We start from the raw sequence: 13,164 nt of genomic DNA on the forward strand, positions 1-13,164 counted from the left end.
CCGCCGATGACCGCCACCAGCCCGAGCCGACAGCGTCCCCGGGTGGACGTGCGCGAGGTCCTCGACCGCGACGACCTGCCCGACGACGCCCCCGCCGCCCGCGTCGTCGCGCTCGCGCCGGTCCCCGTGCTCCTGGCCGCCCTCGCGATGCGCCCGCTCGTGCAGGGCGTCGCGTGGTGGGTGTCCGGCGTCGTCTTCGTCGCGCTGCTCGTCGTCGTCGTGCTCGCCGTCCGCACCCGCCCGCGCGGCGTCCGGTTCGTCGCGCTCGTCGCCACGCTCGTCCTCGGGTCCTGCGCGGTGGCGCTCGTCAACGGGTCCGGCCCGCTCGGCTGGCTCGACCAGGGCGGTGCGCTCGGCCAGACGCTCGCGTCCATCCGGCTCAACCCCGCGCCGCTGCCGCAGTCGGACGCGGTCCGCCTCGTCGTGACGGTGGCGATCGCCTGGGTCGCGGGGGCGTCCCTGTTCCTCGCCGCCGTCGCCCCCACGGCCGCCCTCGCCGCGGCCCCGGCGCTCGTGATCCTGCTCGTACCGGGCATCATCACCGGGCAGGCACCGTCCACCTGGCTCGTGGTCCTGACCGCGCTGGCGTTCCTGGCGCTGCTGTGGACCTCGGTCCGGCCGGTGCAACGCGCGTTCCCGGCCGTCGTGGTCGGGGCGATCGGCCTGGTCGTCGCGGTCGGGCTGCCCACCCTCGTGCCGCTCGACGCGGGCTTCCTGTCGGGTGTGACGGGAGCGATCCGGTCGCCGATCCAGCCGGGCCGTCCGGGCACGCTGCTCGAGCTCGGGCAGGACCTCCGTCGCCCGAACGAGCTCGAGGTCTTCCGGTACCGCTCGTCCGACGGGCAGCCGCAGTACCTCAAGCTCGCCGACCTCGACGAGTTCGGCACGGGCGACTGGGTCCCGACCGTGACCGACGCCTCGACCGCCGACACCGCCGAGCAGGCCCGGTGGGCGGAGGGCGTGAACCCCCGGCTCGCGGACCGCGGCGACGTGACCGTGCAGATCACCGGCCTGTCGAGCAACTACCTGCCGCTGCCCTCCGGTGCGATGTCCATCGAGTCCAAGTCGACCAACCTCGACCTCGGGCAGTGGCGCTGGTCGGGGTCGGCGAACACCGTGCGCTCGACCGGCCCGGCGACCGCGCGCGGAGCGACCTACGAGGCGTACGGCGCATCGGTGACGGCGAACCCGTACCTCGACGCCGTGGCCGCGGCGGGGCGGTTGGACGATGACGGGGGCCGGTCGTTCCGCGCCCCGTCGCAGGAGCAGCTGCGCATCGACACGACACTGCCCGACGACCTGCCCGCCGTGATCCGCGACACCGCCGGCCGGGTCCGCGCGGGTGCGACCTCGGACTACGAGCAGGGCCGCGCGCTCGAGCAGTGGTTCCGCAGCGGCCTGTTCACCTACTCCGAGACGGCGCCGGTCGAGCAGGGCTACGACGGTGACAGCATGGACGTCGTCGCGCGGTTCCTGCAGGAGCGCTCCGGCTACTGCGTGCACTTCGCCTCGGCGATGGCGGTGATGGCCCGGACGCTCGGGATCCCGTCACGGATCGCCGTCGGGTACCGGGCCGGCGCCGCCCGTGAGGACGGCCAGTACACGGTCTCGAACCGCCAGCTCCACTCGTGGCCCGAGCTGTACATCCGCGGGGCCGGCTGGGTGGCCTTCGAGCCGACCCCGGACTCGGACGCCGCAGCGCAGTCGCAGCCGTCGGCCTCCGCGACGCCGTCCGCCTCGGCGGCGACACCGCTGCCGGCGCCCGGCGAGACGACGGCGCCCTCGGCGTCACCGAGCGCCACCCCGAGCGCGTCCGCCGGCGCGGACGCGGCCGGCGAGACCGGCGGTGGGGGAGCCTCCACGCCGTGGGGTGTGCTCGTCGGGCTGCTCGTCGCCCTGGCGCTCCTGGCCGCGCCGTCACTGGTCCGCGGCTGGCGGCGCCGCCGTCGCCTGGCCGCGATCGCGACCGGGCACCAGCCCGCGGCGACCGCGTGGCGGGAGCTGCTCGACGACCTCGCCGACCACGGGCTCGCCCCGGACGCGCCGCCGCCCGGGGACGCCGCGGCGGCCGCACGGACGGCGCGCGCCACGTACGGCCGGCTGCGGTCGTCGGTGCCGGCGTCGGTGCTGCCGCACCTGCGGTCCGTCGTGGACGCGCTGGACCGCGAACGGTACGCGGCCGCCGAGCCGGCGGATCCGCAGGCGCTCGGCACGGCGGTCCGGGAGGCGCGCACCGCCCTGGACGCATCGGTGTCACGCCGCCAGGTGGTCTGGTCGCGTCTGTTCCCGCCGAGTCTGCTGCCGTCGGCCGACCGCCCGCCGCGGGGACGGGGCACCCGCGTGACGGCGGGCTGAGGCGACGGCGGGCTGCGGTGACGGCGGGCTGCGGCCGCACGCCGGCGGCTCAGCGCGGCCGCACCACCGCCTCGACCAGGGCCGCGACCGCCTCGCCCGGGTCGGTGCCGTCGACGGCCGGCGCGTCGAACACCATCCCGGTGTTGGCGGCGATGAGCAGCACCGCGAAGACGTCGAGCGGCATGCCCGGGTCGACCTCGGGATGTGCGCCGAACCAGGTGTGGACGAGGTCGCGCACGCCGTCCTGCAGGTGCCGCCGCTGCCGCACGAACTCGGGCAGGAACTCGGGGTGCCGCATCGCGTACCCCCGGAGTTCGGAGAGCAGCGCGAACTGGGCCGCCTGGTCGTGCCGGTCGAACGCTGCCCGGACGACGTCCCCGATGCGGTCGGGCGTCACGTCGGTCCCGACGAGTTCCTGCAGCGAGTGGAGCACGGTGTTCGTGGCGCGCTGCATGACCTGCGCGACGAGGTCCTCCTTCGACGCGAAGTTCGAGTAGACGGCACCCTTGCTGAAGCCCGCGGCGGCGGCGATCTCGTCGAGCCGCGCCTCGTGCACGCCCTGCTCGGCGAAGACCCGGGCACCGGCGGCGAGCAGGCGCTCGCGGACCTCGGCGCGGGGGGTGCGGGGGACCGACGGTGCGCGGTCCTCGTGCTGCCCGGACAGTTCCGGGGTGGGTGCGTCGGTCATCAGGACCTGTTCCGGGCTCTGCTGGCGGTGCGGCGGCTGGCGGGGTGGAGCGCGGGGCGGGGGAGCCGTGCCGTGCGTCTGACCTCGCGCGGAACGGTGACCCCTCGTACCCGCTCGCCACGGTCGGTACCGGCGTTCTCGGGTCACGTCGGTGCGCTGTCCGTGGTGGTGCGGCCGGTTCGGTACCCGGCGGTACCGAGTGTACGACGGCCGGCACGCGGTGCCCAGTGCCGGGTCAGTCCTGGTCGGGGTCCGCGGGAATCGGCGCGTCCGCGTCGGTGTGCACGCTGCCGGCGCCGGCCCGGCGTCCGGGGCGACGGAGCAGGCGGACCGCGTCGGGTCGGGCCAGGCGGAGCCCGCGTCCCCGGCCACGACCGCGACGGAGCAGCGACGCCAGGCGGGACTGCGGCTGCCAGTTGCGGCCGTTCGGCAGGCCCCACCCGCGTCGCACGGCACCCCAGCGCAGCAGGAGCGAGAGCAGGATGGCGACGAGGATCCCGATCGACGGCGACCCGAGCCACGACGCCACGACCATCACGAGCGAGGCCGCCACCGCGACCGTGGCGTAGAGCGCGTTGCCGCCGAACACCGCGGGGACCCGGCGCAGGAGCATGTCCCGCATCGCCCCGCCGCCGACGGCCGTCACGGTGCCCATGATGACCGCGGCCGGCCACTCGAGTCCCGCGTCGAAGGTGCGCTGCACGCCGACGACCGCCCAGAAGCCGATGACGGCCGCGTCGAGCACCGTGAACAGCCGGTCCCAGGTGCGTTCGGAGAACGACACGAAGAACGCCACGAGCGCCCCGGCGACCGCGACCGGCAGGTAGAGCGGGTCGGTGAGGGCGACGGGCGGGCCGTTCTGCAGCAGCACGTCGCGGAGCAGACCGCCGCCGAGCCCCGACACGAACCCGACCACGAGGAACCCGAACAGGTCGAAGTCCATCGTCCGCGCGATCGACCCGCCGAGCAGTGCGGACGCGAAGACCCCGGCGAGGTCGAGCACGTTCGTCACGGACGCCAGGCCGTCCACGGTCAGCAGGTTCATGAGGACCATCAAAGCGCACCCGCCCCCGGCTGGCGGGCCGAGCGCTGGTTAGGTTAGCCTCACCTTCGTCATGCTCGCCACACTCGTCATCGGTCTCCGCGAAGGCCTCGAAGCCACTCTCGTCGTCGGCATCATCGCCGCGTTCCTCCGCCGGAACCGCGTCCCGCTCGCGCCGATGTGGACCGGGGTCGGCGTCGCCGTGCTCTTCAGCATCGCCGTCGGGCTCGGGCTGCAGGCCGTCGAGCAGGCGCTCCCGCAGGCGCAGCAGGAGGCGATGGAGGCCGTCATCGGCATCGTCGCCGTCGTCTTCGTCACCGGGATGATCGTCTGGATGCGCACCCACGCGCGCACGCTCGGCCGCGAGCTCGAGGCCAGCGCGTCGGCCGCCGTCGGACGGGGCACCGCGTGGGCGCTCGCCGGCATGGCCTTCCTCGCCGTCCTCAAGGAGGGCTTCGAGACCGCGGTCTTCCTCCTCGCCACCCTGCAGGCGTCGAGCGACACCGGACTCGCCGCACTCGGCGCCGTGGTCGGGATCGCCGCGGCCGTCGTCGTCGGGTACGGCATCTACACCGGCGGCGTCCGGCTCGACCTCGGCCGGTTCTTCACGGCCACCGGCGTCTTCCTGGTCTTCGTCGCGGCGGGCCTCGTCCTCACCGTCCTCCGCCGGGCGCACGAGGCCGGGTGGATCGTCGTCGGCCAGCAGCGCACCGTCGACCTGTCCTGGCTCGCACCGAACGGGTCCGTGCAGGGCGCCCTCGTCACCGGGGTGCTCGGCATCCCGCCGGACCCGCGGGTCGTCGAGGTCCTCGGCTGGGTCCTGTACGTCGTCCCGGTGCTGGCACTGACCCTCTGGCCGCGCGCCTGGCGTCCGTCGCCGGACCGCGTGCCCCGGGTGCGCGCCGTCGTCGCCGGTGCACTCGCCGTGGCCGCGGCGGTGCTCGCAGTCGCCGTGCCGACGGGCGGTGTCGACCTGCCCCGCACGACCGCGGTCAGCGGCGGTGCCGGCTCCGTCTCGGCCCGCGTCGACGGTGCGACCGGCGTCCTGCGGGTGACCGGCACCGGGACGGGCCAGGAGGCTGGGCCCATGCGGTCCGGTCCCGGCGCGTCGCGGAGCCTGCGGAGCGACGGCACGGCCGAGACCGTGGGGATCGCCCTGCCGACGTCGGCCCACCGCCGCGTCACCCGCGCAGGCGTGACCGCCGACCGGTGGCGCGTCGTGCGGGACGGCACCGGTGCGCAGGGGAGCGGAGCCGACCGTCCGTCGACGCTGACCCTGGACGACCTCGTCACCCTGTTCGGCCGCCTGCCCGTCGGGGTGTCCCCGTCGACGAACCCCGGTCCGTTCGCGGCCCGCTGGGCCGTGCGCGACACGGTGACGCTGTGGACGATCCGCGGTGGGGTCCTCGACGCGACCCGCGACGAACGCGAGGTGCTGACGCTGAGCGGTGGGGGCCTCCCGTCCGCGCGCACCACGACCCTGGACCGCATCGTCTGGTCCGTCCCCGACGCCCGCGTCGAGCGGTCGGCCGCCTCGGTGGCCGCAGCGGACGCGCGGTCCGCCGACCTGCTGCTCTGGAAGGCCTGGCTGCCGATCGCCCTCGGCGTCGCCGCCGCCGCCCAGGCGCTGCTGGCCCTCCGTGACCGCCGTCGCCGGCGACTCCCCACCACTCCCACCCCCGAACCCGTCCCCGCTCGTGGCCCTCCGGCCGCGGACCCTGCAAGGAGCACCGCCCATGTCCTCCGGTAAGCCCGTCCGACCCCTGATCACGCTCGGCGCCCTCGGCGCCCTCGGCGCCGTCGTCGCCCTCGCTCTCACCGGGTGCGCCGATGGGCCCACCGAGGCCGGCGGCTCCGGCTCCGGCGACGCGAAGGTCTCCCGCGTCACCATCACGCTCACCGACGACGGGCAGGACGCCTGTGCGGTGTCCTCGACCAAGGTCCCCGCGGGCCCCGTCACCTTCACGGTGGAGAACGAGTCGTCGACCGCGATCACCGAGGTCGAGCTGCTGCAGGACCAGCGGATCCTCGGCGAGAAGGAGAACCTGGCGCCCGGCCTCGACGCCGTCCGCTTCACCGCCACGCTGACCGGCGGGAAGTACCAGGTGTACTGCCCCGGCGCCGAGACCGAGCTGACGGACTTCACCGTCACCGGCACGGCGGCGTCCACCGCGAACAGCAGCGCCTCGACCCTGCTCCGCGACGGGGCGAAGAGCTACGCGACCTACGTCGACGGCCAGGTCACCGACATGGTCGCCGCGGTCCAGCAGCTGCAGGAGGACATCGACGCCGGCGACCTCGACGCGGCGAGGACCGACTACGCGAACGCCCGTCCGTTCTACGAGCACGTCGAGAGCGACGTCGACGGCTTCGTCGAGAAGGGCTTCACGGCCACCGACAACGCCGGCAACCTCGACTACCTGATCGACATGCGCGCCTCGAACCTCGACCCGGCCGTCGGCTGGAGCGGGTTCCACGCCGTCGAGAAGGACCTGTTCCAGGCGGGGAAGATCACCGCGTCGACCGAGCAGACCGCCGCGCACCTGACCGAGGACGTGCAGTTGCTCGCGAAGCTCGTGCCGACGCTCGACTACAAGCCGGAGGACCTGGCGAACGGGGCCGCGGGCCTCCTCGAAGAGGTGCAGTCCAACAAGATCACCGGCGAGGAAGAGGCGTACAGCCACATCGACCTGGTCGACCTCGCCGCCAACGTCGAGGGCTCCCGGCAGGCCTTCGCGTCCCTCAAGCCCGGCCTGACGAAGCTCGACCCGGCCCTCACGGAGCAGATCGCGGAGCAGTTCGACGCGACGAACACCCTGCTCGACGGGTTCCGCGACGCCGACGACCTGGGCGGCTTCACCACGTGGGACGCGGCGACCCGGGCCGCGCACGCCAACGCGGTCTCGCAGCAGGTGCAGGCGCTCCAGGACCCGCTGTCCCGGCTCGCCGAGAAGGTCGCCACCGCGTGAACGACCAGCACGGCATGTCGCGTCGGGGGCTCCTCGGCGCGGGGCTCGCGGCGGCCGGTGCCGGCGTCGGGGCGGCGGCGGGCATCGTCGGCTCCGCGGCGGCCAGCGGGGTCGACCCGTTCACGGCGGCCGCGAACGGCGACGAGTCCCTCGACCTTTCCCGCAGCCACCCCTTCTACGCGACCGCGGCACGACAGCCCCAGGGCGGGATCCGCACCGACCCGCAGCGCCACTGCGTCTTCATGACGTTCCACCTCACCGTCGACACCGCGGCGGAACTGCAGGTGCTCCTCGCCCGGTGGTCGGCCGCCATCGCGCAGCTGCAGGCGGGACGGACCGTCGGCAGCGTCGAACCCGCGCACGGGGACGGCGTCGGTGCCGACACCGGCGAGGCGCTCGACCTCGGGCCGGCGTCGCTGACCGTGACCGTCGGCCTCGGCCCCGGGGTGTTCGACGGACGCTTCGGGCTGGGGAGCCGACGGCCCGCCGCCCTCGCCGAGCTGCCGGCGCTGCCGAGCGACCGCTTCGAGGACGGGCTCACCGGCGGCGACCTCTCGCTGCAGGCCTGCGCCGACGACCCGCAGGTGGCCTACCACGCGGTCCGCGACCTCGCCCGGATGGCCCGGGGGAGCGCGACCGTGGGATGGACCGTGCTCGGCTTCGGCCGGGCCTCGGCCGGACCGACCCAGGCGACGCCCCGCAACCTCATGGGGTTCAAGGACGGCACGCGGAACGTCACCGGCGACGCCGAGCACGACCGGTTCGTCTGGCTCGGGTCCGACGCCGGGTGGATGGCGGGCGGCTCGTACCAGGTCGTGCGGAAGATCCGGATGAACCTGGAGATCTGGGACGCCGACGTCGTGAGCGACCAGCAGCGCGTCTTCGGCCGGACGAAGGTCTCGGGAGCGCCGCTGTCCGGCGGCGGGGAGCACACCACCCCGGACTTCGCGGCCACGGCGCACGGTGCGCCCGCGATCGACCCCCGCTCGCACGTCGCCCTCGCCGCGCACGAGGCGAACGGCGGCGTGAAGATCCTGCGCCGCGGCTACAACTACACGGACGGTCTCAACCAGTACGGCCAGCTCGACGCCGGGCTGCTGTTCGTGGCGTACATGAACGACCCGGACCACTTCACGCGGCTGCAGCGGAAGCTCGGGGCGTCGGACCGCCTCAACGAGTACATCGCGCACATCGGCTCGGCCGTGTTCGCGGTCCCGCCGGCGCCCCGCAAAGGCTCGTACGTCGCGGAGCAGCTCTTCCGCTGACGGGGGAGAGGGGGTGCCCTCCGCCGTTTCCCTGGAGGCGGAGGACACCCGCGTCGCGGAGTCGCAGCGGGCGGAACCACCGTCCAGCGACCCAGCGCGGCGCATCGCGTGTCGCGACCCCTGGATCGTACCGCGTGCCGTCGTGACGACCGAGCGACCGTCCGGGTCACGCGGACCGGTGGGCGCCGTGCGCCGTGCGGGTCGCGTCCGGCGTCGGGAACGGGCGACGGGCCCGCCCACCGAGGGGTGGGCGGGCCCGTCAGGGTGCCGGGAGGCGCGTCACCGCTCCGTTCGGACCGTCGCCTCCCGACGGCGACGCGTCCGGACCAGCGTGGTGACGCCGGCGAGCAGGAGGAGCACCGCGGCCAGGGCCGGCCCGGCGACCTCCGCACCCGTCCAGGCGAGCGAGCCGCCGTCCGTGTCGTCGGCCCCGGCGACCGGCACCGCGACCACGCCGTCGTCGGGGGTCGTCGCGCCGGGGTCGACCACGCCGGGCACAGCCGGGTCGGTCGGCGTCCCGGGGCCCGGCGTCGTCGGGTCGGTCGGCGTGGGCGTCGGGTCGGTGCCCGGCACCGGCTCGGTGCCCGGGTCCTCGCCGGGCTCGGGGGCGACGACGACCGGCACGGTCACGGCGAGGGTGATCTGCTGCCCGTTCGGCAGGTCGACGACGAGGGGCTCGTCCGAGGTCTCCGCCGTCGCGGCGACCCGGGTGGCGGCCGTCGGGACCGAGGGCGTCCCCGGCACCGCGGTGCCCGACGTCGGGACGGTGAAGGTCAGCGAGGCGCGGCCCTGCTCGTCCGTCGTGTCGACCACGGTCGTGTCGACCGGGCCGGACGCGAGCTCCTGGCCACCCGCCGAGACGCTGACGGTGCCGCCCTGGTCCTCGTCGCTGCTGAAGACGAGCGACGACAGGTCGACGGTCACCTCGTCGCCGGGCTGGAAGCCGCCCTCCGGCTCCGCGGTGGTGCGGACGCCGACGGCGCGCTGGTCGCGGGCGACGGTGACGTCCCGGTGCGCGTCGAAGTACTCGACCTGTGCCTCCAGGTCGACCTTGCCGCTGTCCTGCTTCACCGCGGCCTGCTTGAAGGCGCCGAAGTTGTCCCCGCCGCCGGCGAGGAACGAGTTCACCGTCACCTTGAGCGTCGCGTCGAGCGCGACCGGCTCCCCGTCGAGCGTCATCGCGGTGATGCGCTCGCCGGCCGGGGCCAGCGGGTCGTAGGTGTACGAGAAGCCCTCGGAGGCGCCGAGCTTGAGGAACGGACGGGACGCGGTGGACGGCTGCCACTGCTGCTCGAGCGCCTGCCGGACCTGGTCACCCGTGAGGTCGAGGACCACGAGCGTGTTGGCGAACGGCTGGACGACCGCCGCCTCCTTGTAGGTGACGGCACCCGCGGCGACGTCCGCGCGGAGACCGCCCGGGTTCATGAACGCGATCTGCGACCCCTGACGCTGCGTCGCCTGGCGCTGGACCTCCGCGACGAAGTTGCCGAGCGTCGACTCGCCGCCCCGGTTCTCGGACCGGTTCGTCTGCACGGCACGGCGCAGGTCCCGGTCAACGGTGCCGAGCTCGACCGCCCCGCGGACGTCGGCCTCGGCGACGGCCGCGTCGACGGTGGCTTGCACCGCCGGGTCCGGGGCGAAGGTGCCGTCGACGAGACGGATGTTCTCGGCGACCGTCGGCATCACCGTGCCGTCGGCCGCGACCGAGAGCTGCACGTGCCCGAGGTTGAAGCCGTACGACCCGGTCTGGATCACCGGGCGCGCGAGCGTGCCGCCGTCCGGGACCACCGAGTGCACGTAGGTCTGGTGGGTGTGCGCGGAGAGGATCGCGGACACCTTCGGCGTCACACCGTGCACGGCGCGGGCGAAGTCGGAGTCGTCGTCGAGGTCGGCGACCGCGGAGGTCTCCGCCCCGTCGTGGACGAGGAGCACGAGCACGTCGGCCTCGCCGTTGCCCTCGTCGCCGTCGGTCAGGTCGTCCGCGACGCGGTTCACCTCGGTGGTGATGTCGCCCATCTCCAGACCGGTGATGCCGTCCGGGCTGACGAGTCCCTGCCCGACGAGGTCGACCGTCGCGCCGATGAACCCGACCCGCTTCCCGCTGATCTCCTGGACCGAGTACGGGTCGAACGCCGGCTTCCCCGTCGCACTGTCGAGGATGTTCGCGGAGACGTGGTCCCACTCGGCGTTGCGGGCGCCGTCCGGCCCGATCACCCGGTCGCGGAGGTCGTCCTGGCCCTTGTCGAGCTCGTGGTTGCCGATCGCGCTCACGCTGAGGTCGATGTCGTTCAGGACGTCGATCGTCGGCTGGTCGTCCTGGATGAACGACTCGAAGGTGGAGCCACCGATGTTGTCGCCGGCGCTGACGAAGGCCGACGTCGAGGTGTCGGCGCCGCGGAGCTGCCGGAGCGCCCCGGCGAGGGTGGCGGCACCGGCCGCGTCGCCGTCGCGGGGCGTGGGCTTGCCGTCCGTCGTCGAGATCGACCGGGCGATGCGACCGTGGAAGTCGTTCACGTCGTACAGGTCGATGGTCGCGGGTGCGGCGGCCGCTGCGGCGGAGCCGACCTCGGCAGCCGGGCTGGTGCCGGCCGTGGGGCCGGCGCCAGCTGCGGGTGCTGCGCTCGCGGTGGGTGCGCCGAGGGCGACGAGGACGCCGGCGGTGACGAGGGCGGTGCCGGCGACGAGGCCGCGCCGGGGCCTCGTGGTGCGGTCGGGGGTGTGGGACGGGCTCATCGGTGTGAGGACTCCTGGTGTGGTGGTTCTGCCCCCGGACGGGGGACGTGACCTTCCGAACCTAGGAGGATGCACAGGCGACACGCCAGGGTGTCGTCGACGGCGTCACGTGTTGTTCAACTGCTCGGAACACGGTCGCGCCGCGGAACCCATCGGCTCCGCGGCGCGGCGGGTCCTGCACGTGCGACCGTCCTGCACGTGCGACCGTCCTGCACGTCCGGCCGTCCTGGACGTCCGATCGTCCTGGACGTGACCGCTTCAGTCCCGGCCGAGCACACCCTTCGCGCGCTCGACGACCTCGGCGGCCATCGCCTTGGCCGAGTCCTTCACGACGTCGAGCTCGACCGGGTCGCCCTTCAGCAGGCTCTTCGCCGTGTTCACGGCGTACTCGGCCGTGATGTGCGGCGGCAGCGGTGGCACACTCCGGCTGACGTACGCGTCGATGAGCGTCACGCCCTGGTGGGCGAACGCACGCTCCACGGCAGCCTCGACCTCGTCGTCGCCGTGCACCGCGATGCCCTGGAACCCTAGGAGCTCGGCGTACCCGGCGTAGTCCATCGTCTCGACGTCCTGCGAGCCCCGCCACATCGGGTTGCCGTCCTCGGTGCGCATCTCCCACGAGACCTGCCCGAGGTCGTCGTTGTGCATGACGACGACGACGAGCTGCTTGTCCTCCCACCGGTCCATGTACTTCTTCACGGTGATGAGCTCGTTCATGCCGAGCATCTGGAACGCGCCGTCGCCGATCGTGCACACGGCGGGCCGGTCCGGGAAGGCGAACTTCGCGGTCACGGCGTACGGCATCGCGGCGAGCATCGTCGCGAGACGGCCGGACATGTCGCCGTGCATGCCGCGGCGGAGTCGGATGTGGTGCCCGTACCAGTCGGCGGTCGTGCCGGCGTCGCACGTGACGGTCACGCCCTCGGGCAGGTGGTCGTTGACGGCCTGGACCACACGGCGCGGGTTGACCCCGTCGCTGTAGGAGACCTCGGCCTGACGGCGCATCTCGGCCTCCCACTCGCGCATCTCGGAGGCGAGCTGCTCCTGCCACGCGAGGTCGTGCCGCTGTTCGAGCAAGGGCAACAGCGCGTCGAGCGTCGCGCCGACGTCGCCCCACACGTTGAGCTCGTTCGGGTACCGCAGGCCGAGCTGCTCCGGCTTGATGTCGACCTGGATGCCGCGCGCCTGCCCGCTCGCCGGCAGGTACTCGCCGTAGGGGTAGTTCGTGCCGAGGAGGACGATCGTGTCGCACTCCTTGATCTGCGTGAGGCTCGGACGCGACCCGAGCAGTCCGACCTGCTGCGTGTGGAACGGCACGTCGGAGGGGACGACGTCCTTGCCGCGCAGCGCGGTGATGATGCCGGCGCCGGCCTTCTCGGCGGCGGCGAGCACCTGGTCGGTGGCACCGCGGGCACCGGCCCCGACCAGGAAGGTCACCTTCCGACCGGCGTTGATGATCTCCGCCATCTTCCGGACGTCCTCGGCCGGCGGGGTGATGCGGGTGGATGCCGGCACGTGGCTCGACCGGGACACCCAGTGCTCGGCGCCCGGCTCCGACCACGGCATCGCCTGCACGTCGTGCGGGAGGACCACGACCGCGGGCTGCTTACGGAGCATCGCCGTGCGGAACGCCGTGTCGATGACGACCCCGGCGGCGTCCGGCGAGGCGATCGTCTCGACGTAGCAGGCCACGTCGGCGAACACCCGCTCGAGGTTCGATTCCTGCTGCGTGAACGTGCCGACGGCGGCGAGCCCCTGCTGCCCGACGATCGCGACGACCGGCTGGTTGTCCATCTGCGCGTCGTACAACCCGTTGAGCATGTGGAACGCACCGGGGCTGGACGTGGCGATGCAGACACCGACCTCGCCCGTGAACTTCGCGTGCGCCGTCGCCATCAGAGCGGCGATCTCCTCGTGCGTAGGCCGGACGTACTCGACGCCCTCGCCCTTCCCGTCGGCCTTGCCGAGGGCGCCGTCGAACTCGCCGATCCCGTCGCCCGGGTACCCGTACACGCGGGTGACGCCCCACGCCTTGATGCGGTCGAGGACGAATTCGCTGACGTTCTGGCTCATCCGCCCATGGTGCTCGCCCGGGTCCGTCGCGCTCCCAGC

General features: G+C 73.9%; 8 protein-coding genes. 4 read left to right on the forward strand and 4 right to left on the reverse strand.

Annotated features, from left to right (window positions below):
- Window positions 1-6 precede the first annotated feature (6 nt).
- Window positions 7-2,355 carry a transglutaminase TgpA family protein gene (locus KM842_RS01140; protein WP_216260142.1) on the forward strand — a complete coding sequence of 783 codons (2,349 nt, stop codon included), beginning with the start codon at window positions 7-9 and terminating at the stop codon, window positions 2,353-2,355.
- A gap of 49 nt (window positions 2,356-2,404) precedes the next feature.
- Here KM842_RS01140 and KM842_RS01145 read toward each other — a convergent pair whose 3' ends face one another.
- On the reverse strand, window positions 2,405-3,043 hold the full coding sequence (locus tag KM842_RS01145; protein WP_216260143.1) for a TetR/AcrR family transcriptional regulator: 639 nt from the start codon (window positions 3,041-3,043) through the stop codon (window positions 2,405-2,407).
- Between the two features lie 235 nt (window positions 3,044-3,278).
- Complete coding sequence (locus KM842_RS01150; protein ID WP_216260144.1) at window positions 3,279-4,088, reverse strand: trimeric intracellular cation channel family protein; 810 nt, start codon at window positions 4,086-4,088, stop codon at window positions 3,279-3,281.
- 70 nt (window positions 4,089-4,158) lie between these two features.
- Between KM842_RS01150 and efeU the strand changes: the two genes are divergently transcribed.
- Genes efeU through KM842_RS01165 form a run of 3 tightly spaced genes read left to right on the forward strand, consistent with a single transcriptional unit; the run spans window position 4,159 to window position 8,319 of the window.
- Complete coding sequence (efeU, locus tag KM842_RS01155) at window positions 4,159-5,835, forward strand: iron uptake transporter permease EfeU (RefSeq protein WP_216260145.1); 1,677 nt, start codon at window positions 4,159-4,161, stop codon at window positions 5,833-5,835.
- Window positions 5,822-7,054, forward strand: coding sequence for an iron uptake system protein EfeO (efeO, locus tag KM842_RS01160; RefSeq protein ID WP_216260146.1), 1,233 nt, complete (start codon window positions 5,822-5,824; stop codon window positions 7,052-7,054). Before efeU ends, efeO begins: the two co-directional genes overlap by 14 nt.
- A complete protein-coding gene (locus KM842_RS01165; protein ID WP_253206188.1) occupies window positions 7,051-8,319 on the forward strand; it encodes a Dyp-type peroxidase in 1,269 nt (422 codons plus the stop codon). The genes efeO and KM842_RS01165 overlap by 4 nt, the downstream gene beginning before the upstream one ends.
- Before the next feature lie 279 nt (window positions 8,320-8,598).
- Here the strand turns inward: KM842_RS01165 and KM842_RS01170 are convergent, their stop codons facing one another.
- A complete protein-coding gene (locus tag KM842_RS01170; RefSeq protein ID WP_216260148.1) occupies window positions 8,599-11,052 on the reverse strand; it encodes a bifunctional metallophosphatase/5'-nucleotidase in 2,454 nt (817 codons plus the stop codon).
- Between the two features lie 258 nt (window positions 11,053-11,310).
- Window positions 11,311-13,125, reverse strand: coding sequence for a thiamine pyrophosphate-requiring protein (locus KM842_RS01175; protein WP_216260149.1), 1,815 nt, complete (start codon window positions 13,123-13,125; stop codon window positions 11,311-11,313).
- Window positions 13,126-13,164 lie beyond the last annotated feature (39 nt).

The organism is Curtobacterium sp. L6-1, from assembly GCF_018885305.1.
Lineage (GTDB): Bacteria > Actinomycetota > Actinomycetes > Actinomycetales > Microbacteriaceae > Curtobacterium > Curtobacterium aetherium.

Coding starts and splice junctions, on each gene's coding strand:
- KM842_RS01150 (WP_216260144.1), bottom strand. CDS start 4,088: ATGAACCTGCTGACCGTGGACGGCCTGGCGTCCGTGACGAACGTGCTC.
- KM842_RS01145 (WP_216260143.1), bottom strand. CDS start 3,043: ATGACCGACGCACCCACCCCGGAACTGTCCGGGCAGCACGAGGACCGC.
- KM842_RS01170 (WP_216260148.1), bottom strand. CDS start 11,052: ATGAGCCCGTCCCACACCCCCGACCGCACCACGAGGCCCCGGCGCGGC.
- KM842_RS01175 (WP_216260149.1), bottom strand. CDS start 13,125: ATGAGCCAGAACGTCAGCGAATTCGTCCTCGACCGCATCAAGGCGTGG.
- KM842_RS01140 (WP_216260142.1), top strand. CDS start 7: ATGACCGCCACCAGCCCGAGCCGACAGCGTCCCCGGGTGGACGTGCGC.
- efeU (WP_216260145.1), top strand. CDS start 4,159: ATGCTCGCCACACTCGTCATCGGTCTCCGCGAAGGCCTCGAAGCCACT.
- efeO (WP_216260146.1), top strand. CDS start 5,822: ATGTCCTCCGGTAAGCCCGTCCGACCCCTGATCACGCTCGGCGCCCTC.